Source organism: Rhizobium sp. P1_B8 (genome assembly GCF_056406515.1).
On record NZ_JBFTZZ010000002.1, the window covers coordinates 158,839 to 178,723 of the forward strand.

The 19,885-nt window shown below is 61.1% G+C and carries 17 protein-coding genes; 9 read left to right on the plus strand and 8 right to left on the minus strand.

Annotated elements, in window-relative coordinates:
- Positions 1 to 5 precede the first annotated feature (5 nt).
- From cyoC to AC1D2N_RS04550, 3 genes are read left to right on the plus strand one after another with little or no spacing between them, the layout of a single operon-like run.
- Positions 6 to 626 carry a cytochrome o ubiquinol oxidase subunit III gene (gene cyoC / locus AC1D2N_RS04540; RefSeq protein WP_018246251.1) on the plus strand — a complete coding sequence of 207 codons (621 nt, stop codon included), beginning with the start codon at positions 6 to 8 and terminating at the stop codon, positions 624 to 626.
- Positions 623 to 1,024, plus strand: a complete 402-nt coding sequence (gene cyoD, locus AC1D2N_RS04545) for a cytochrome o ubiquinol oxidase subunit IV (protein WP_018246250.1) — start codon at positions 623 to 625, stop codon at positions 1,022 to 1,024. Before cyoC ends, cyoD begins: the two co-directional genes overlap by 4 nt.
- Positions 1,021 to 1,800 carry an SURF1 family protein gene (locus tag AC1D2N_RS04550; protein ID WP_018246249.1) on the plus strand — a complete coding sequence of 260 codons (780 nt, stop codon included), beginning with the start codon at positions 1,021 to 1,023 and terminating at the stop codon, positions 1,798 to 1,800. Before cyoD ends, AC1D2N_RS04550 begins: the two co-directional genes overlap by 4 nt.
- Before the next feature lie 17 nt (positions 1,801 to 1,817).
- Here the strand turns inward: AC1D2N_RS04550 and AC1D2N_RS04555 are convergent, their stop codons facing one another.
- The 3 genes from AC1D2N_RS04555 to AC1D2N_RS04565 all read right to left on the minus strand — a co-directional run bounded on the left by AC1D2N_RS04555 (position 1,818) and on the right by AC1D2N_RS04565 (position 6,203).
- Positions 1,818 to 3,746, minus strand: coding sequence for a hybrid sensor histidine kinase/response regulator (locus tag AC1D2N_RS04555; protein WP_477980809.1), 1,929 nt, complete (start codon positions 3,744 to 3,746; stop codon positions 1,818 to 1,820).
- Between the two features lie 70 nt (positions 3,747 to 3,816).
- Positions 3,817 to 5,223 carry an FAD/NAD(P)-binding protein gene (locus AC1D2N_RS04560; RefSeq protein ID WP_018246247.1) on the minus strand — a complete coding sequence of 469 codons (1,407 nt, stop codon included), beginning with the start codon at positions 5,221 to 5,223 and terminating at the stop codon, positions 3,817 to 3,819.
- A 362-nt stretch (positions 5,224 to 5,585) separates the two neighbouring features.
- A complete protein-coding gene (locus tag AC1D2N_RS04565; protein WP_018246246.1) occupies positions 5,586 to 6,203 on the minus strand; it encodes a flavodoxin family protein in 618 nt (205 codons plus the stop codon).
- 121 nt (positions 6,204 to 6,324) lie between these two features.
- On the opposite strand from AC1D2N_RS04565, the gene AC1D2N_RS04570 reads away from it, so the two are divergent.
- The 5 genes from AC1D2N_RS04570 to AC1D2N_RS04590 all read left to right on the plus strand — a co-directional run bounded on the left by AC1D2N_RS04570 (position 6,325) and on the right by AC1D2N_RS04590 (position 13,213).
- A complete protein-coding gene (locus AC1D2N_RS04570; RefSeq protein ID WP_477980812.1) occupies positions 6,325 to 8,286 on the plus strand; it encodes an ABC transporter ATP-binding protein in 1,962 nt (653 codons plus the stop codon).
- A 91-nt stretch (positions 8,287 to 8,377) separates the two neighbouring features.
- Positions 8,378 to 10,276 carry an ABC transporter ATP-binding protein gene (locus AC1D2N_RS04575; RefSeq protein WP_130653812.1) on the plus strand — a complete coding sequence of 633 codons (1,899 nt, stop codon included), beginning with the start codon at positions 8,378 to 8,380 and terminating at the stop codon, positions 10,274 to 10,276.
- Between the two features lie 207 nt (positions 10,277 to 10,483).
- A complete protein-coding gene (locus tag AC1D2N_RS04580; RefSeq protein WP_018246243.1) occupies positions 10,484 to 10,804 on the plus strand; it encodes a hypothetical protein in 321 nt (106 codons plus the stop codon).
- Positions 10,805 to 10,999: 195 nt separating this feature from the next.
- A complete protein-coding gene (locus AC1D2N_RS04585) occupies positions 11,000 to 12,040 on the plus strand; it encodes a LacI family DNA-binding transcriptional regulator (protein WP_018246242.1) in 1,041 nt (346 codons plus the stop codon).
- Between the two features lie 135 nt (positions 12,041 to 12,175).
- On the plus strand, positions 12,176 to 13,213 hold the full coding sequence (locus AC1D2N_RS04590; protein WP_018246241.1) for a LacI family DNA-binding transcriptional regulator: 1,038 nt from the start codon (positions 12,176 to 12,178) through the stop codon (positions 13,211 to 13,213).
- Between the two features lie 33 nt (positions 13,214 to 13,246).
- Here the strand turns inward: AC1D2N_RS04590 and AC1D2N_RS04595 are convergent, their stop codons facing one another.
- Both AC1D2N_RS04595 and AC1D2N_RS04600 read right to left on the minus strand, forming a co-directional pair.
- A complete protein-coding gene (locus tag AC1D2N_RS04595) occupies positions 13,247 to 14,536 on the minus strand; it encodes an MFS transporter (RefSeq protein WP_018246240.1) in 1,290 nt (429 codons plus the stop codon).
- 143 nt (positions 14,537 to 14,679) lie between these two features.
- Entirely contained in the window at positions 14,680 to 15,879 is a 1,200-nt protein-coding gene (locus AC1D2N_RS04600; RefSeq protein ID WP_018246239.1) for a multidrug effflux MFS transporter, read from the minus strand.
- A gap of 271 nt (positions 15,880 to 16,150) precedes the next feature.
- Between AC1D2N_RS04600 and AC1D2N_RS04605 the strand changes: the two genes are divergently transcribed.
- Complete coding sequence (locus AC1D2N_RS04605; RefSeq protein ID WP_018246238.1) at positions 16,151 to 16,891, plus strand: TetR/AcrR family transcriptional regulator; 741 nt, start codon at positions 16,151 to 16,153, stop codon at positions 16,889 to 16,891.
- 27 nt (positions 16,892 to 16,918) lie between these two features.
- Here AC1D2N_RS04605 and AC1D2N_RS04610 read toward each other — a convergent pair whose 3' ends face one another.
- From AC1D2N_RS04610 to AC1D2N_RS04620, 3 genes are all read right to left on the minus strand, one after another.
- Positions 16,919 to 17,359: a response regulator gene (locus AC1D2N_RS04610; RefSeq protein WP_026188739.1), complete on the minus strand. Its 441-nt coding sequence runs from the start codon at positions 17,357 to 17,359 to the stop codon at positions 16,919 to 16,921.
- Between the two features lie 706 nt (positions 17,360 to 18,065).
- Positions 18,066 to 19,292, minus strand: coding sequence for an HlyD family secretion protein (locus tag AC1D2N_RS04615; protein WP_018246236.1), 1,227 nt, complete (start codon positions 19,290 to 19,292; stop codon positions 18,066 to 18,068).
- Positions 19,293 to 19,739 carry a hypothetical protein gene (locus AC1D2N_RS04620; RefSeq protein ID WP_018246235.1) on the minus strand — a complete coding sequence of 149 codons (447 nt, stop codon included), beginning with the start codon at positions 19,737 to 19,739 and terminating at the stop codon, positions 19,293 to 19,295.
- Between the last annotated feature and the right edge of the window lie 146 nt (positions 19,740 to 19,885).

Consider the following 19,885-nt stretch of genomic DNA (forward strand, 5'->3'; position numbering starts at 1 on the left):
AGACCATGAGCGATCAGACCATCGACACGGCCGAAAAGCCTGAATTCTACCTGACCGAAGACCATCATCCGGAAAACAGCACCAATCTCGGCTTCTGGCTCTACCTGATGAGCGACTGCCTGATCTTCGCGGTGCTGTTTGCAACACACGGCGTGCTCGGCCGCAACTATGCCGCCGGCCCGTCGCCGGCCGATCTCTTCGATCTGCCGATCGTTGCCCTCAATACCTCGATGCTGCTCTTCTCCTCGATCACCTACGGCTTCGCCATGCTGCAGATGGAGCGGAACGCAAAAGCGGAAACGCTGTTCTGGCTTGCTGTTACCGGCCTGTTCGGTGCAGCTTTCATCGGGCTTGAGCTCTACGAGTTCATCCACCTGATCCATGAAGGCGCCGGGCCGACGCGCAGCGCCTTCCTCTCCTCCTTCTTCACTCTGGTCGGCACGCACGGACTGCATGTCACCTTCGGCATCATCTGGCTGATCACGCTGATGGTACAGGTGTCGATGCACGGTCTGATCGAGGCCAACCGCCGCCGCCTGATGTGCCTTTCAATGTTCTGGCACTTCCTCGACGTCGTCTGGATCGGCGTCTTTTCCTTCGTCTACCTGCTGGGAGTTCTCGGATGAGTTCGCAAGCACCTGCACATGAGGATGCCCACGAGGCTCATCACGGCCACAGCCACGGCCATCAGGCCGGCCACGGCACGTTCCGCAGCTATATGACGGGTTTCGCGCTTTCCGTTATCCTGACCGCCATTCCCTTCTGGCTGGTCATGTCAGGCGTGTTCGACAGTCCGGCGGTGACGGCGGTGCTGGTTATGGGCCTCGGCGCGATCCAGATCGTCGTCCATATGGTCTTCTTCCTGCACATGAATACCAGGAGCGAGGGCGGCTGGACGATCATGGCGCTGATCTTCACCCTCATCATCGTCGCGATCGCGCTCTCCGGATCCCTCTGGGTCATGCATCATCTCAACACCAACATGATGCCGATGAGCCCCGAAATGATGAAGAACATGCCGTGACAGTCACGAGAGGGCGGCGGCAGCGTCACCCGCAGGCTCACGCGGAGAAGTCGGAAAGACAGCGTTATCGGGTAAAACGAGCGATCTTCGCCGTCTGTCTGGTGCTGCTTGCTGCGGCACTCGCGGCACTCGGCACCTGGCAGGTTGAGCGCCTGGCCTGGAAACGCGATCTGATCGTGCGCGTCGACCAGCGTGTGCATGCGGCACCCGTGCCAGCCCCAGCACGTCCCGACTGGAACAAGATCAATGCCACTGATGACGAATATCGGCGGGTGATCGTGTCCGGGACGCTGGCGAACGACAAGGAAACGCTGGTCTATGCCTCGACCGCGCTCGGTCCGGGTTACTGGGTGATGGCGCCGCTGACGTTTGCCGACGGTTCATCGATCCTCGTCAATCGCGGATTCGTGCCGACCGACAGGCGCGACCCGGCCTCGCGCCGCGAGGGTGAAGTGTCAGGACCGGTCGAGATCACCGGTCTGATAAGGATGACGGAGCCGAAGGGATCGCTGCTGCAATCGAACGACGTCGCGGCCGACCGCTGGTATTCGCGCGACGTCGCAGCGATCGCGCAAAAGCGCGGCATTGGTACGATCGCGCCCTACTTCATCGACGCCGATGCCACTGCCAATCCCGGCGGCCTGCCCGTCGGCGGCCTGACCGTCATCGCTTTCCCCAACAACCATCTCGTCTACGCGATCACCTGGTACGGGCTGGCAGCGATGGTGCTGGCATTGCTGGTGTTCATTCTTCGCGGCGAGAGGGCCCCCGCATAATGCGGCAGTGATCGCCCTTATGAAGCAATCCGGCTGATCGCCTCGGCGAGTTGCGCTTGCGAGAAGGGTTTGCCGAGGCGGGGCAGGTCGACGATGCCTGCGCCTTCGGGAATCTCGGCGTAACCGGTTGCGAGGATGATCGGCATATCAGGCCATTCGTTGCGGATCGCCTGGGCAAGCTGCGCCCCCGTCATGCGCGGCATGGCATGATCGCAAATCACCAGGTCGACCTGCTGCTTGCGCAGGATGTCGAGTGCCTCGGAGCCCGCCATCGCCTCGAACACGGTATGGCCGAGATCCTCCAGCATCAGCGTTGTATTCATCAGGACCAGACCATCGTCATCGACGGCGACGATACGCATCTGGCGCGGCGCATTGTCCTCGCGTTGCGGCGGGTCTGCAGCGGCCTCGGTCCCCTGCTCGGCAACGGCGACCGGGAACCACAATTCGGCCGTGGTGCCTTCGCCGAGGCTGCTCTTCAGTATGAGGCGGCCGCCGGACTGGGACGCGAGGCCCTGCACCATGGAAAGGCCGAGACCGGTGCCCTTGCCGACACCCTTGGTGGTGAAGAACGGCGTGATGGCCTGCTCCACCGTCTTTGCATCCATGCCCTCGCCTTCATCGATCACCGCGATACGGACATAGCGGCCGGCCGACAGCGGGCCCTTACCTGACAGCAGCGACTCCTCGGAGGCGCGAAGCACGATCCGTCCGCCGGACGGCATGGCATCGCGCGCGTTGACGACGAGGTTCAGGATCGCCATCTCCAGCTGGTTCGGATCGGTAAGGATCGTTGGGAGCCTGACGGGGAAAGAGGTCTCGATCACGGTGAGAGGGCCGAGCGAACGGCTCAGCATATCCATCATGCCACGGACCAAGCCGGAGACGTCGATCGGCTCTATGTGCAATTCCTGCCTGCGGGAAAAAGCAAGCATGCGCTGCGTCAAGGCGGCGCCGCGCTGGGCACCCTGCATGGCATTGTCGACCAACGATGTCAGTGAGAGGTCCTGCGGCATGCGCTTCTTCAGGATTTCGAGACTGCCGAGCACAGCCATCAGCAGATTGTTGAAATCATGGGCGATACCGCCGGTCAATTGACCGATTGCCTCCATCTTCTGCGACTGGAAGAGCTCTTCGCGCGCCTGCTCCAGTGCTCGCTGGGTCTCCATCTTCTCGGTAATATCGCGAGTGATCTTGGCGAAACCGAGCACATCGCCGTCGTCGTCGCGGATGACGTCGATGACTACGCTGGCCCAAAAGCGGCTGCCGTCCTTGCGCACGCGCCAGCCTTCCCGCTCGAACCGGCCCTCGGCGCGGGCGAGGCTGAGCGCGGTTTCCGGCAAGCCGGCAGCGCGGTCCTCGGGCGTATAGAAGGTCGAGAAATGCCGGCCGATGATTTCTTGCGGTCGATAGCCCTTGATCCGCTYGGCACCGAAATTCCAACTGCTGACGTTGCCGTTGGGATCCAGCATGTAGATCGCATAGTCCGAGACGCCCTGGACCAGCCGGCGGAACTGTTCCTCGCTCTGGCGGATCGTCTGTTCAGCTGCTCTGCGTTCGCTCAGGTCGCGGGTGATCTTGGCATAGCCGATGAGCTCGCCGGAGGGATGGCGGATCGGATCGATGATCACATGCGCCCAGAAGCGGGTTCCATCCTTGCGCTGGCGCCAGCCTTCCCCCTCGAACCGGCCGTGCTCCGCCGCGGTGGCCAGCGCGCGCGCCGGAATTCCAGCGGCGCGGTCCTCTTCCAAATAGAAACGGGAAAAATGCTGGCCGAGAATTTCGGAAGGCTTGTAACCCTTAAAGCGCTGAGCGCCGGTATTCCAGCTGGTGATGATACCTTCGGGGCTCAGCATATAAATGGCGTAGTCGGTGATGGCATCGACCAGAAGGCGAAAGCGTCCCTCCTCATCTAGAGACGTATCATGTCGATTCAGCACTTCCATCGGCCCCTCTTAGTCACCAGCGCATTATAACGCAGCAGGGGTGGGATGGTTCCGATTCAGGCTCAAATTTTCAGACGGCCTTGACCTGCGGGTAGAACCTCTCGCCGACACGCTCGGCAGCGGCATAGGCCTGCGAGACGATCTCCGGCACGAGATCGATATCCGGCAGACTGCCGAGGCCGAGCGGACCGACGGCAAAGAGCCCGGCGACCGTCGAACCATCCTCGAGGAATGGCTCGCCGCGCGCATTGACCGCCAGCCCCAGCGAGAGCTCGTCCGGCTGGGCCAGGCCGGCGGAAAGCAGGCTCTGCATCAAGGGCGCTGAAAGATCCGGCGCCTGACAACGGCAATCGATGATGCGCTCGGCATGGATGACTTCCTCGGCGGCGGAACCGGCCGGCGTGAAGAACAGGCCACTCAGGCCCCGGCGGCCGGCGCGGCCGCGGCGCAGTACCGTGCGGCCTTCGGCGAGCTCGCGTTTCAGCCGCAGGTGCATGGCCTCCGGCAGGCGGTTGCGATGGCTGTCGTAGATTGCCCTGAGGTGGCGGTTGAACTGATGCTTGTCGCGAGCCGGCAGTGAACGCCAAAGCGAGCGGGCATGTTTCCTCAGGCCGTTCATCACCGATTGCCAGCTTCGCCCCGCTTCCTCCGCCTCGCGACAAGCTTGACGGATGAAGTGCACGATCTCCGGCAGGCTCTGCGGCAGCGCTTCGGCCGGGAAGACCGGGTCGGCGGAATTCGGCGTATGGCTCTGGGGCAGAAAGCCGCGCCGGGAAATGATCGTCACCTGGCCGGTGTAACCGGAATCGCGCAGCTGCAGCAGCTGGTCAACGACGCGGATGCCGCTGCCGAGCAGCACCGCATGCGGCCGCGCGACGAGGCGCTGGGCCCTGACCGGCGAAGCGTCCTGCTCACCGGCATCCGGCGCAGACAGGCCGTAACCGGTGGCGAGGATCACGGTATCAAACAGCGGATTGGCGGGATTGGCGCTTTCGAGCAGGAAGCGGTTGCCGTGGCTCCTGCGGATCGCCACGACCGGATCGTTGCAGACCTGGACGGTGATGTCCCTGCGCGCGGCGAGCGCTTCCGAAAAGCGTTGGTAGACATAATCGCTGAAGATTTCCTTCGGCACGAAGATCTGCCGGAATCCGGGGATGGCGGCCGGTACAGCGGCGCGGAAGGCGGCGTTGCTGCAGAGCCAGTCGTTGAAATCGTCATTGTCGCCGACCGAAACCGAGAGATCGCGCACACGGGTGTTGAGGATCGTCGAGGAGCGGGCTGACGCCAGCGCCTGCCCACCGCTGACGGACGAATTCGGATCGAAGAGCTGCAGGTGAAAGGGCGCGCGTACCGTCTTCATCAGCGCGATGGCCGTCATCATGCCGGAAAAGCCGCGCCCGACGATCGCAATGCGCGGTACGGCGGATATCTGCGCCGCCGCATTGGCTCTCGCGGAAAAAAGTCCCTGAACCGTCATCGCAACTCCTTTGCGGCTTTATCCGCACCGTGGGTCGATCGAGGTTTCAACGCATAAAACACCGGTTCACGCGTTGACGAGGTTCATGCGGCCATTCACAACATCTGCCGCGGCATCGGGGTCCGAACCAGCGGCCCCGCAAGGGAACTAGGGGAGCAATCACGCCCGCCCATAGTCTATCAAACTAGTAGTGTATGAAAGCGCTAAATGGCGCAGGTGGCAAGAGCTTTGTTGCCATATCTCTTCAAGCCGTTGAAACAAAACAGGCTTTTGAGATTTCCCGCAGAAATCCCAGACGAAATTTGCACCCAAGACTACGGGATTGATGTTGGAAACATCAGTTCGGCGGTGCTGCCTCGACCTCAGCTACCCTCGCCCGGATATTGCTTCGCCTTCAGCAGGCCAGCCAGATGCGCGGTGTTACGCGCCAGCATGTCGACGGCTTTCGTCACCACCTTCGGCACCTTGTCGAGATCGACGAAATTGGTGGAACCCATTGCCTCGCCGACCCAATAGGCGACCGCATTCGCCGGAATGGTGAAGCCGACGTCGTTCAGCGCCTGGAAGAGCTCGGCCGACACATGATGGGCCCCGTCCTCGTTGCCGACGACAGCAACGGCCGCGACCCTGCCATAGGAAACCATGCGGCCCTGATCGTCGGTCTCCTCGAGAAAGGCGTCCATGCGCTCGAGCGCCCGCTTGCAGACACTGGATGGCTGGCCGAGCCAGATCGGCGTTGCCATCACCAGGATATCGGCGCCCAGCACCTTGGCGCGGATATCCGGCCAGTCATCGCCGGCGCCTTCGTCGGAGGTGACGCCCGGCTTGACGTTGAAATCGGCAAGGCGAAGCACGCCGGTCTCAACGCCATGTGCCGACATCGCCTTGTCGATAAGGTCGATCATCCGGTCGGTCGAGGAGGCGTCCTTGGATTCGCTGGTCTTCAGAGTGGCGTTGAGGGCGAGAGCTTTCAGCGGCATGGATCTCTCCGTAGCGGTTGGCTGTGAGCATTCGCCTGCTGCAACCCGTTCGCCCACAGATTGTTCCCGCCCGGATGCGAGGAGACCTCACGTAAAAATAACCAACTGGTGAATTCTTTACTTGAACCCCCAAATGGAATCGGCAAAAGTGAAGGTGCTATCAATCCCTTCATGGATTTGCCGTCTTTTCGGGCCAGCGTCCGACCACACATCTATTGGAAAAAATACCGTGAGCAGCGATGCGTTAACACGCGCGACGAAGCCTTCGGCTTCGATGGCGCTTGCAACTGCGGCAGGCTGGGGCCGAGGCCTCTACACATTGGTGCGCATCACCATGATGGCCTTCCGCCACCCCTGGCAATCGGGCTTCGCGATCGGCGCCACGCTTGTCGCCTCCACCTTCCAGTTGATGATCCCGCGCCTTCTCGGCCAGGCCGTCGACCACACGCAGATGGCGATGAGCGGCGGTGCGGCGGGTCAGGCGGCACAGGACGCGCTTTTGACCACGGCATTGCTGCTGCTTGGCGCCAGCGTGCTGCGCGGCCTCTTCACTATGGTCCAGAACTATTACAGCGAAGCCGTCGGCCATCACATCGGCTATGAGTTGCGGCTGGCCTGCTACGAGAAGATCCAGCGGCTCTCCTTCAGCTTTCATGACACCGTTCATTCCGGCGACCTGATCACCGTCGGACTCCTCGATCTCGAAGGCGTGCGCATGTATTTTTCCACCGCGCTCGTCCGGATGATCCTGCTGTCGATCCTGATCGGTATCGGCGCCTATATGCTGCTGTCGACCGATATCGTGCTCGGCCTCCTGGCGCTGAGTTTCGTTCCCTTCGTCGGCTGGCGCTCCTCGGTGACGCAACTGCGGCTACGCGCCACCTGGCTCGACCTGCAGGAGCGGCTTTCGGTGCTGACCCGCATCATGGAGGAAAATCTCGGCGGTATCCGCGTCGTGCGCGCCTTTGCCGCCCACCAACACGAGATTTCGAAATTTGAGGCAGCGTCGAAAAGCGCGCTGGCGCTCGCGCATCAGCGCGTCGGCATCCGCGTCACCAATACCAGCGCCATGACCTTCTCCTTCTTCGCTGCGATGGGCCTGGTGCTCTGGGTCGGCGGCGGCAAGGTGATGTCGGGCGAGATCACCGTCGGTACGTTGGCCTCGTTTCTGACCTTCATGACCATCCTGCAGATGCCGGTGCGCCAGCTCGGTCTGATGGTCAACGCCTTTGCCCGCGCCTCCACATGCGGCTCACGCCTCTTTGCCCTTCTCGACCTCGACATCGCGATCAAGGATGCGCCGGATGCGAAGGAGCTGAACCTCACCGACGGCGTGCTGCGCTTCGAAAACGTCAGCTTCGCCTATCCGGGTTCCGAAAAGCGCACCGTGCTCCAGGATGTCTCCTTCGAAGCCCGGCGCGGCCAGACGATCGGCATCGTCGGGCCTCCGGGCAGCGGCAAGTCGACGATCGCGCATCTGATCCCACGCTTCTACGATGTCAGCGGCGGTAAGATCACGATCGACGGCCAGGACATCCGCAAGGCGACGCTGCAATCGCTGCGCCGGGCCGTGGCCATCGTCCAGCAGGATTCCTTCCTGTTCACCACGACGATCGAAAACAACATCGCCTATGGCGACCCGTGGGCGAAGGAAGGCCGCATCGAGCGCGCCAGCGAAAGCGCCCAGTTGCACAATTACGTGCTCGGCCTTCCCACCGGTTATGGCACTGTCGTCGGCGAGCGCGGCGTTTCGCTTTCCGGCGGCCAGCGGCAGCGTCTTTCGATCGCCCGCGCGCTGATGTTGAAACCGGCAGTGATGGTATTCGACGATTCGACGGCAGCGATCGATGCGGCCACCGAGCAGCGCATCCGCAGCGCCATGCGCCGCTATGCCGCTGACCGCGTAACGATCATCGTTGCCCACCGCCTGAGCTCGCTGATGCATGCCGACCAGATCCTGTTCGTCGAAGACGGCCGGATCGTCGAGCGCGGCACGCATGCGGCGCTGCTTTCGCTCGGCGGGCGCTACAAGGCGCTCTACGACCTTCAGGTGCGGCCCGGCGACGAGGCGCTGAGCGCCTAGCAAACGGGTATGTTCCCCTCTGCTCCCAAGTGGAGAGGAACGAGTATTGACTATGCAGGCCACCGGAAGTGATGGCCGCGGGAGGAATGACATGGCCGAGGAACTGGAAACCGAGCGCCCCGACGTTCGCGAGGATGGACGCCGCCCGCCACGGGCGGTGGTCGGTTCGCATCGCGTCGAGGAGGAGATGTTCGGCAAGGCCTTCGACGGCAACATCGTCAAGCGCATCTGGATTTTCGTCCACCCCTATCGCCGTCAGGTCCTCTGGTCCGTCGTCGCCGTTCTGACCTTCACGATGATGCAGCTCACCATCCCGCTGATCATCCGCTATGCCATCGACCACGGCATGTCGCCGGGCGGCAACCATTCGGCACTGGCCTGGTCGATCGCCGCGTTCACTGTTGCCATCCTCATCAACTATGCGGCAAGCTACGCGCAGGAAACGCTGGTCGGCGGCGTGGCGGAAGATGTGCTCTTCGATATCCGCAAGGCGATGTTTTCGCATCTCCAGCGCGTTTCGCTCTCCTTCATGGATAAGACGGAGGTCGGCCGGCTGATGTCGCGCCTGCAAGGCGACGTCAACTCGATGCAGGAATTTCTCGAAACCTCGGTACTGTCAGTCGGCGACATCGTGCTGCTCTTCGGCATCATTTTCGTGATGCTCTATCTCGATTTCAAGCTGGGGCTGCTGACGCTCTCGGTGCTGCCGGTGCTCTTCATCGTCCGGCTGTTCTGGCTGCCGCTCGCCCGCAAATCCTTCATGGCGGCGCACGAGACCAATTCGATTGCCGCCGGCGCGCTCGCCGAAGCGATCCACGGCGTGCGTGCCGTCCAGAGCATGGACAGGCAGGGCGTCAACTTCACGCTCTACGACGACAAGGCGCGTGCCAACCTCAAGACGCATTTGACGGCGGCGCGCTATGCGCAGGTTATGGTGCCGATCGTCGACAGTCTGACCGGCGTGGCGATGGCGCTCGTCATCGTCGTCGGCGGCGCCCGCGTTCTCAACCAGGCGCTCGATGTCGGCGTGCTCGTCGCCTTCCTGTTCTACATTCAGCGCTTCTTCGACCCAATCCGTTCGCTGACACTGCAATATTCGGTGATGCAGCGTGCCATGGCTTCCGGCCAGCGGCTGACCGAAGTGCTCGACGTGCCTGTCGACATCAAGGATGCGCCTGGTGCCACGGCGCTATCGCGCGACATGGACGGCTCGGTGGAATTCAAGGACGTCGTCTTTGGCTACAATCCGAAGCATCCGGTGCTGAAGCATGTCAGCTTCAAGGTCAATCCCGGCGAGACGGTGGCGCTGGTCGGGCCGACGGGGTCCGGCAAATCGAGCTGCATGTCGCTGATCCATCGCTTTTACGATGTACAGCAAGGCCAGGTGCTGGTTGGCGGCCACGATGTGCGCGCACTGACGCAGGATTCGCTCGGTGCACAGATCGCCATGGTGCTGCAGGAACCCTTCCTCTTTACCGGGACCGTTTTCGAGAACATCCGCTACCACAAGCTGGAGGCGACGCGCGAACAGGTGATCGAGGCGGCCAAAGCCGTCGGCGCGCACGACTTCATCATGCGTCTGCCGGAGGGTTACGATAGCGTTCTCGGCGAGCGCGGCGGCAATCTTTCGCTCGGCCAGCGCCAGCTTTTGAGCTTTGCTCGTGCGCTGGTGGCGGACGCGAAGATCCTCGTGCTCGACGAAGCGACCGCCAATATCGACAGCTATACCGAGATGCTGATCCAGAAGGCACTGGTAAAGCTGCTCGAAAACCGCACCGGCCTCGTCATCGCCCACCGGCTTGCGACGATCCGCGAGGCAGACCGCATCATCGTGCTGCAGAACGGCGAAATCATCGAAAGCGGCGACCACCGTCAGCTGATGAAGAACGGCAAGCTCTACTCCAAGCTCTATAACCTCAATTACGCCTCCTTCGACGATATTCCCGAAGAGGTGCTGGAAGACACGACGGCGACGCAATCTGCGACCTAGCGCATCGGCCCGAAAATCGGAATCGATTTTCGAAAAGCACGATGAGTAGATTCAAAGTGTTAGAACATCTTTTGTGCGTCCGTGAGGACGCACGGCGCTCTAATCCCCGATGACATGCATTAACGCCTGTCGCAAAGTTTGAACGAACAAACGACTTGCTGCCGCATTTGCCTCTTATCCGGGGCAAGTGCCACTGAGGAGAATATTATGAAGAGAGTTATTAGCAGCCTGTTGATCGCCACGGCCCTTGTTGGATCGGCCATTCAGCCTGCTGCCGCGCGTGACCACCGTCATCACGATAACACCGGCCGCATCATCGCCGGCGGCGTTGCCGCAGGGGTTGTCGGCGGGCTCATTGGCGGCGCGATCGCCAATGGCGGCGGCCCTCGCTATGTCGATGAAGGCCCTCGTTACGTAGAGAGCCCCCGCTATGTCGAGCCCCAACCGAGATGCTGGTATGAGGACCGCGATGTCCGCAACCGCTATGACGGCGGCTATCACGCCGAAACTGTACGCGTCTGCGAATAACGGGTTCATAAACTCGCCACACGAGCGGCGTGACCGATCATTCGTCGCCGCTCATATTCGTTCCCCCTCAGCCGAGGTTGCGTCCAGCGGCCTCGGCAATCACTATTGCCCGCGGTTATCCCCTTATCAAAAAATCTCGTTGCCATGCGATCGCTTGTCATCCGGCTGTCAGAGACGATCAATAGCTGAAAGCCAATGAATGATGGTTCAGTGAACGGCGCCAAGGCGCCGAAGAAAGAACGCATGCGCTTCGTCAGCGCCGAGCAGGTCGCGCAATTGGCGGGCGTTTCGCGCTCCGCGGTCTCGCGCACATTCACGCCGGGTGCCAGCGTCGCTCCGACGACGCGCGAAAAAGTGCTGCGAGCGGCGCAGGAGCTCGGCTACCACGTCAACGACCTGGCGCGCGGCGTGCTTGCCAACCAGAGCCGCCTTGTCGGCATCGTCGCAACACGGCCGGAAGTGGGTTTTCGTGCGCATCTGGCGGCAGCACTGGCCAAAGCCCTGATCAAACGCGGCAGCATCCCGATCCTGATCAACACCGGCCAGACGGAAGAAGAGCTGCTCGCCGCCCAGAAGATGCTGATCGGCCACCGCGCCGAGGCGATCATCATCCTGTCCGGCTCGCCGCCGGCGAGTTTCTTCGAACTTGCACAGCGAAACGGCCAGCCGCTCGTCGTGATCGGCCGTTCGGAACCCGACGCCGACCATGTGCGTGCCGGCAACTCCGAAGCCTCCCGCAAGGCGGCGACGGCCTTTTACGAAAGCGGCAGACGGCGGCTGGCAGTCATCGGCTCCCACACGGGAACGCCTGCTATCATCGAGCGCGAAAGCGCCTTCCTGTCGACGGCCGAGTCGCTTGGTGTATCCGTCGTCGTCGGACGCGGCGGCGACTGCGACTATGACGGCGGTGTTGCGGCCGCACGCGCACTCTTCTCGGAGACAATAACGCCCGACGCCGTTTTCTGCGCCAACGACCAGATCGCCTTCGGACTGATGGATGTCGTGCGCCTGGAAGCGCGGCTGCGTATCCCCGCGGACGTCGCCGTCATCGGCTTCGACGACGTGCCGGAATCCGCCTGGCTGAACTACAGGCTCACCACCTTCCGCCAGGATCCGCTGACCATGGCGCAGCGCGCCGTCGAGCTGATGGAGCGGCGGCTTGAAAATCCCGATGCGCCTCCTGGTTACGAACGCGTCATTCCGGAACTCGTCATCCGCCAGAGCTTCAGACCCTGACACTTGCCCCACGGCTTTTCGCAGGCGCCATCCTGTGGCAAGAAGGGGCATGACGCTTTATTTGCCGCATGTCGTTGTCCCAAAACCGCTGCACAGTTTTGGGCGACATGCATTGGGGGAGGAAGATCGCCTGAGATGAAAGGAATCCGCCAGCTCGCCGAGCATCTCGATATTTCGATCGGAACGGTGTCCCGTGCGCTGAACGGCAAGCCCGACGTCAACGATGAAACGCGCCGGCGCGTGCTCGCCGCCGCCGAAGAGCTCGGTTACGTCGCCAACCAGTCGGGCCGCAGCCTCCGCCAGGGCATGACAAATGTGATCGGGCTGATGCTCGAAGTGAGCCGCGAGACGGTCGAAAACAGCGACGACTTCTTCCTTGGCGTCACCGACGGGCTGCAGAGCGTCTTTTCCCGTCACAAGCTCGATCTTGTCATGCTGCCCTGCCCCGATGACGAGGACCCGCACGAATATCTGAAGCGCATGGTGGCGCGCCGGCTTGTTGACGCGCTGATCATCTCGGCGACGCGACGCACCGACCGGCGCATCGAGCTGCTGGAAAAGGCCCGCATCCCCTTCGTGACGCTCGGGCGCAGCGCGTCGGGCGGCAGCTACACCTGGATGGACCTCGATTTCGAGGGCGTGGCGTCGCGCGGCGTCGACCGGCTGGTCGCCAAAGGCCATCGGCGGATCGCTGTGGCTGTACCCTCCTCCGACATCAATCTCGGCTACCTCTTCCTCGACGCTTACCGCCAGACGCTGCAACGGCATGATATCCCCTTCGACCCGGCCCTCGTCATCCGGGTCAAGTCGAGCGAACAGGGCGGCTATCAGGCCGGCCACGAATTGCTGATGATCGAGCAGCGCCCGACGGCGATCATCCTGATCCATGAACTGATGGCGATCGGGCTTTACCGACGGCTTTCCGAGGCCGGCGTCGTGCCCGGCCGCGACCTCGCCGTCGTCGGTTTCCGCGAGGAGCCGCGCACGCATTTCCTGCAGCCGACGCTGACGTCCTTTCGCATGTCGCTGCGCGATCTCGGCGCGCAGCTCGGCGAAACCCTGCTCGCCACCATGCCGGCCTATGCCGATCACTATCCGCAGGGTGCCCGCAACAGGATTTGGCCGCTGGAACTCATTCCGGGCGAAAGCGACGCTTTCACTCTGACAACCTGATGCCCTTTGCGTCGATTTGTTTAGCGGCTTGCATCAGACCCGGCTTGGAGCAGCCTGCTCCCTGCTCGACAGCTGATGCGTAACGAAAAAGACCAGAAGGGCTCCGGCCGCCAGGCAGGCGGACAGGAAGAACATCGGCGCGATCGTGCTGCCGCTCGCTTCCTTGATCCAGGGCACAACGTTTTGGGCGACGAAACCGCCGAGATTTCCGACCGAATTGATGGCCGCAAGGCCGGCTGCGGCACCCGCACCCTTGAGGAAACGTGAGGGCAGGCTCCAGAACACCGGCTGTGGAGCGAAGATCCCGGCAGCAGCGACGCAGAGGAAGGCGAATTGCAAACTGTGGTTCGGAATGAGCGCCGAGAGCAGCAGGCAGGCAGCGCCGATGAAGGCAGGAACGACGATATAGGGCGTCTTCGATTGCGCCTTGTCGGCCATGGCGGGAACGACATAGAGCGCGATCGCGACCAGCACCCAGGGAATGATGTTGAGAAAACCGTTCACCGTGTTGCTGACGCCGAAGGCCTTGACGATGGTCGGCAGCCAGTAGCTCAGCCCATAGGCCGAAAGCGGAAAGGCGATATAGCAGAGCGCCATTAGCAGCACGCGTGGGTCGATGAGCGCCTTGAAGCCGTTTCCGGCATTCTCGCCCATGCCGGAATTTTCCGAGGCGAGCCTTCGTTCCAGCCACTTCTTCTCCTCGCCGCTCAGGAAGCTTGCGTTTTCAGGCCGGCCGGGAAGATAGAAGAAGGTGACGATGCCGGCGATGACTGCGGGAACACCCGTCGCCAGGAATACCCACTCCCAGCCGGCAAAGCCGTAGAGACCGTCGAGATCGAGCAGCACGCCGCCGAGCGGCGCACCGACGGCATTGGCGATCGCACTGAAAATCATGAACAGCCCGACCATCCTGCCGCGATAGACCGAAGGGAACCACAGCGTCAGCAGATAGAGGACGCCGGGAAAGAAGCCGGCTTCGCAGACGCCGAGCAGGAAACGCAGGATATAGAACATCGTCGCGTTCTGCGTGAAGGCGAGCGCGATGGTGACGATGCCCCACGAGACCAGGATGCGCGCGAACCAGACACGGGCGCCGAGCCTGTCGAGGAAGAGGTTGCTCGGCACCTCGAAAAGAAAATAGCCGATGAAGAAGAGCGAAGCGCCGAGGCCATAGGCATATTCGCTCATTCCGAGGGCATCGACCATCTGCAGCTTGGCGAAACTGACGTTCTGCCGGTCGATATAGGCGATGAGATAAAGGATGCCGAGAAAGGGCATCAGCTTCCAGGTGATTTTAGAGATCAGCCGCTTCTCGTCGACCATAAGTATCCTCCGATATGACCATGCTTCGTCACGGCGTAGATAGAGCGGCCAGCCGATAATCAATTGCGCGTTGCATTTTCTGGGATGGGCCGCGACGGGATCATATGGCCGCACCCGCACACCGGGTGCGGCCTGTCTTTAAATCATTCAGCAGCGGCAACAGCCGCGCGGCGGCCGATCGTTGCCTGGGTCAGCGCGAAAGCTGAGAAGGCGCAGAGCGCAATGCCGGCGGCCATCGGAACGGCAGTACCGTCGAAGAAGACGCTTGATATGACCATGGCGACGGCGGCGATCACGAAGTGCAGCGTGCCCATCAGTGACGAGGCCGTGCCGGCGATCTCGCCGTGATCCTCAAGAGCGAGCACCGCGCTCGTCGGGATGACGAGGCCGAGGAAGCCGTAGCCGATGAACAGGAAGGTCGCCAGGACAGGCAGCTGATTGAAGCCAGAGGCCATCACCACCGCCATCACCACCATCGCAAGCGCATAAGCGCTGACCGCAATCCGCATGACGCGCACCAGGCCGAAACGCTCGCCGAGCCAGCCTGTGGCCTGCGATACCGCAAAGAAGGACACGGCGTTGATCGAGAAGGCGAAGCTGTATTGCGTCGGCGTCAGCCCGTAATGCTGGATCAACACGAAGGGCGAGTTGGCGAGATAGACGAGGAAGCTCGAAATGCCGAGGCCGCCGATAAAGGTCAGCGTCAGGAAATTGCGGTCGGTGAGCAGCAGGCGATAGGCCGCCATGGCGCTTCTCAGACCGCTGCCGCTGCGTTCGTTCGCCGAACGGGTTTCCTCCAGCTGGGTCGCAAGCAGGACGAGGCCGATGAAGGCGGCAATCGTCACGGCCCAGAATACACCGCGCCAGCCGTAGAACTCGATGACGGCGCTGCCCGTCAGCGGCGCCAGGATCGGCGAGATCGAGAAGACCAGCATCAGCAGCGACATCAGGCGCGCGGCCTGCACGCCGGTGTGCATGTCGCGGACGATGGCGCGCGGAATGACCATGCCGGCGGCGCCGCCAATACCCTGAACGAAACGGAAGGCGATCAGCGTTTCGATATCGGTGGCCAACGCGCAGCCGATCGAGGCGACGGCGAAGAGGCCGATGCCGAGATAGAGCGGCAGCTTGCGGCCCCACATATCCGACAGCGGCCCATAGACAAGCTGGGCGAGCGCAAAGGAGATGAAGAAGGCAAGAAGGGTTAGCTGTGTGACGTTATTATCGGCATGCAGGTCCTGGCCGATGGACGGCAGTGCAGGCAGATACATGTCGATGGCAAAGGGCCCGATGGCCGACAGAAGGCCGAGAATGAGGGCAATGCGAAAGAAGGGAGCCGTCATAATGGTGATCTTTCATAAAAGCGCGGCGGAGGTACCGGATCGTCGCTCCGCTACATTGCTCTTAGAGCGCCGTGCGTCCTCTCGGATGCACAAGGACACTCCAACTCTTTGAATTTACGCATCGTGCTTTCCGGAAATCGGAACCGATTTTCGGGCCGATGCGCTAGGGTTCAATGATGATCGTTCGCGCGAAGACGAAGTTGGGAGCTTATATCTTCAGCGCAACCAGGACTGTCAACAAATTTGGACACAGATGTCAAATTAGACGCCATTGTCTAAAACGTCAAGACGTCTTATCTTCGCTATCATGAAAGATCGCATGACACCGGCAGCCCGAATGACAGGGCATACGCAGCGCGGACAATGCGCCAAACGCATGTCGATCCTCGATGCCGCGGCCGACGTATTCTGCCGCCAGGGTTTTGCCGGTACCAGCATCGACGAGATCGCCGCCGTCGCCTGCGTATCCCGCCAGACGATCTACAATCACTATCGCGAGAAAGAAACGCTGTTCGTCGCCGTCGTCGAAGACGTCATGAACCGCGCCAACGCCATGCTGTTCTCCGTGCTTTCGACCTTTCCCGATCGCGCCGACCATCTGGAGGATGACCTGACGGCCTTCGCCGTGCGCCTCAATAAGAATTGCATCTGCAACCACGACGGAAAATTTCTGCGCAAGCTGGTGCAGACGGAAGGCGAGCGATATCCGCACCTCTTCGAAAGCTGGCGCCAGCAGGGGCCAGGCAAGCTGATCACCGCACTGTCAGCACTTTTAGCTCGGCTTGCCCATAAGGGGGCGCTCGCCATTGACGACTACGACGTCGCCGCCCGGCAGTTCGTAGCACTCGGCAATGCCGACCTGCAGATGATGATCCTTCTCGGGGGCACGCCCACCGATGAAGAACTCGAAAAGGCGGCGCGCAACGCGGTTCGCACCTTTCTCAAGGCCTATGGCAGGCCGGAGGTAGATACGACCGGGCATCTGCCGCAGCTCGCAGCCATACCAGGCTGACTAGGCCTTTCCGATAAAGCCAGCCGATCAGGCAAAGACCGTCATCTGTGAGGGTACGACCGCGAACATGCCGACGCGCCGCGCGGCAAGATATTTCACCAGCTGCTCGACAACCGAAGGCATGACCGGCTTCTGGACCACGCCAACCGCGCCCTTGACGCCATCGGCGACCACTTCGGGATTGCCCGTCATGAAGACAACGGCAATGCCATGCTCCTGCGCCAGCCGTCGGCCGATCTCGGGCCCGGTCGGGCCGTCGGCGAGATTGACGTCGACGAAGGCGATATCGGCGAGCGGCGCCAGCCGCAACGCCTGTTCACAATCATTCGCAAGGCCGGCGACCTGCATGCCCATGGCTTCCACCGTCGCCTCGAGATCCAGGGCGATCAGGAATTCATCTTCAACGATCAATACTCTCTGTTTCATGAGGTCATCTCGTTGCCAGCGCCGCACGACATTGGTGGCCATGATACGTCCCCTTGGTTACGCCGATACTTCTAAGGAGGGATCCGCTCCGACAGCCTATCCCACGCGAAACTCATGGTGGTAACGGGCAATTCCACAATATGTTCCGCGGTGGAACGTGATTCTTTGGATTTAAGATATTGTTAACGTTGATAAATTCTTAAACCGGCTGAGGAGAAACCGGATCATCCTCAATCTCACGCGAGCCGGCTCGATGGGAGAATTACAAGACGATATAATTATTTCTCCCTTTTGGGGCCAGAATCTGAAGCGCATTGCCAGTAGATACTAATTCTTTGGTAGTATTTTCGAACTCATATTGGGAATACTTCACTGGAAGATAGAGAAATATCGTTTGCATGCCGGCTCTAGCGCGATCGTCATTTACTGAAGTCTTTGTAAGTGCGCGGCAAAATCGGAGCTCTTCCAAAAACCCTACCTGCTAGAGTCGGGCCAAGCCCGCCGGGCGTATTCCAACCTCCCGTCTCCTGCGGGACGAATGTGCGCGCTAGTGGTGTTCTAATGCATGTAATTGTATGGTCTTTCGGCGCGTGTCGGTCCGCCTCCCTCAGCGCCGGTTCGAAGGACGCCGACGAAGAATTTGGATCGACAACCGAACGGACGACGGTGATCCATCCGCCCGACGAGTCACCCACACCAAGTCTCTTCTCGTCGTCGTCGATGAAACGATCCCCGTATTGTTCTGCGTTCAATGACCCGACAGAACGAGCGTCTGAACCGGCAGGAGCAGCGCTTGAATTCGCAGAATCATCGCATGTACAAGTCCAACGGCGTCGACCATATGAAGGGCAAACCACCTGACCTTGCCAATGTTTGGATCGGCGAGCGCGTCGTGATTGTTGGTATATGCGTTGGCGATGCAACTGCTTCCAGGCGGCACGCCATTGAGCCCTCCCGGATAAAGTGGCTGCAGAAAGACGGTCAGGGTGCCAGGTTGCGCCGTCTGCTGAACGTCGATGAGTTGATCCGTCGCGCGCAATTGTCCGGCCGCGATAACCTCCTGCACGTCGGTCACGACCATCGGAATGATTGTAAACGGCTTTCCGATGCAGGTTGCTTCGGCGATCATCCCCTTTTTCATGACCTGCGCTTCGATCTGGCCGAAGCCGGCGATCAGTGTGCTTTGTCCAGCGCCTTCTGGCACAAGGATCCCGGCAGGACGCAACATTGCATTGACGACGTCCCCGCGACGCAGCGTAAACTGTTGCACAGTACCCGCGACGCCGGCCCTTACGATGGTCTTGTCGAGTTCGACCTGCGCCTGCGCCAGGGCCGCTTCGGCGCTTGCTCTTTGAGCTGGCAACTGCACGGCGATCTGTGTCTCCAGGGTCAGCTTTTTCGCCACCGTTGCATCCAGCGCTCCCTTGCGGCCGTCGATCGTCGTCGCTAGGCGTTCGACCTCGCGCCTGGCGACAGCGTTGTTCGTCAGGAGCTGCGCCTTCATCTCGTATTCGTCGACTGCCGTCTGGTAGGCACCCTGCGCCTCTTTGATCTGGCCATCGACCCCTATAAGCTCGGTCTGGGTCACCTTTATTCCGGCCTCGACTTCTGCGACGCGCCGACGGGCCGTCTCCAGCGCCGCCTGCTGTTCGGAATTATCGAGCCTGAACAGTGGCGATCCGGCCTCGACCTTCTGGTTCAGCCCGATGAAAACTTCCTCTACACGTCCGGTTGCCTCCGGCATGATCGTGACGGTTCGAAATATCGCGGTGGCAGTCTGGGCTGATGGATGGAAGTAGAAAATCATCGTAATCAGCGAAACGGTCAGAAGAAGGCAGGCGGTGATCCCCCATCGGAGTTCGTACCACACCGTATAAAGCGTGATGTCGCGGCCGATCCGCTTTCCCTGACCGTAGCGCCGGAACAGATAATCGGGGAGGATCGTCAGCATTGAGCAGAGAAGCAACTCAAACATTCAGATATCCTCTCCATGTACGCTGGTCTTGGGCGGTGACGGTATTGGCTCTGCTTCCGCAGTATCTTCCGCTATCAGAGCAGGATCGCCTGTCGTTTCAGCCTGGCGGCCGGAGAGTTTGCCGAGAGACTGGGCGATTGAGTAGAGCGGCGTGGAGAAGTCGGGAATCTGAATAAAGGCCAGAAGCAGCCCGGCAATCCAGAAAAGATGGTTGTGGGTGAACAGTGAGATGAGCGCCAGGACGGCCACGATCTCCATCTGCACCTTGTTCGTACGGTGGGCTCTGCGTTCGGGAAGGGCGTGCAATTGGAAGTACAGATTTCCAACCGCGAGCACGGCCACCAGCAGAAAGACAACGACGACAACGAAAAGGTAGTCCGTATGTCCGGGCGAAGTGATGAAAATCGGCAGGTGCTCGATTGCCGCTGGATGAACTGATTGCTCCATTGCTACCACCTAGAGAAAAAGAGTGAAATGCGCCGTCGTCGAGAGCGTCTTAGATTTCTTTTGCCAGTGCCGCGACCAACTCCTCGTACATGCTACGGCGCTCGCCACGCGTCGGATCTATCGAGGCCTCCCACCTGGCGAGCTCG

Coding starts and splice junctions, on each gene's coding strand:
- AC1D2N_RS04590 (WP_018246241.1), top strand. CDS start 12,176: ATGAAAGGAATCCGCCAGCTCGCCGAGCATCTCGATATTTCGATCGGA.
- AC1D2N_RS04615 (WP_018246236.1), bottom strand. CDS start 19,292: ATGTTTGAGTTGCTTCTCTGCTCAATGCTGACGATCCTCCCCGATTAT.
- cyoC (WP_018246251.1), top strand. CDS start 6: ATGAGCGATCAGACCATCGACACGGCCGAAAAGCCTGAATTCTACCTG.
- AC1D2N_RS04565 (WP_018246246.1), bottom strand. CDS start 6,203: ATGCCGCTGAAAGCTCTCGCCCTCAACGCCACTCTGAAGACCAGCGAA.
- AC1D2N_RS04600 (WP_018246239.1), bottom strand. CDS start 15,879: ATGACGGCTCCCTTCTTTCGCATTGCCCTCATTCTCGGCCTTCTGTCG.
- AC1D2N_RS04575 (WP_130653812.1), top strand. CDS start 8,378: ATGGCCGAGGAACTGGAAACCGAGCGCCCCGACGTTCGCGAGGATGGA.
- AC1D2N_RS04610 (WP_026188739.1), bottom strand. CDS start 17,359: ATGGCCACCAATGTCGTGCGGCGCTGGCAACGAGATGACCTCATGAAA.
- AC1D2N_RS04560 (WP_018246247.1), bottom strand. CDS start 5,223: ATGACGGTTCAGGGACTTTTTTCCGCGAGAGCCAATGCGGCGGCGCAG.
- cyoD (WP_018246250.1), top strand. CDS start 623: ATGAGTTCGCAAGCACCTGCACATGAGGATGCCCACGAGGCTCATCAC.
- AC1D2N_RS04585 (WP_018246242.1), top strand. CDS start 11,000: ATGAATGATGGTTCAGTGAACGGCGCCAAGGCGCCGAAGAAAGAACGC.
- AC1D2N_RS04620 (WP_018246235.1), bottom strand. CDS start 19,739: ATGGAGCAATCAGTTCATCCAGCGGCAATCGAGCACCTGCCGATTTTC.
- AC1D2N_RS04580 (WP_018246243.1), top strand. CDS start 10,484: ATGAAGAGAGTTATTAGCAGCCTGTTGATCGCCACGGCCCTTGTTGGA.
- AC1D2N_RS04595 (WP_018246240.1), bottom strand. CDS start 14,536: ATGGTCGACGAGAAGCGGCTGATCTCTAAAATCACCTGGAAGCTGATG.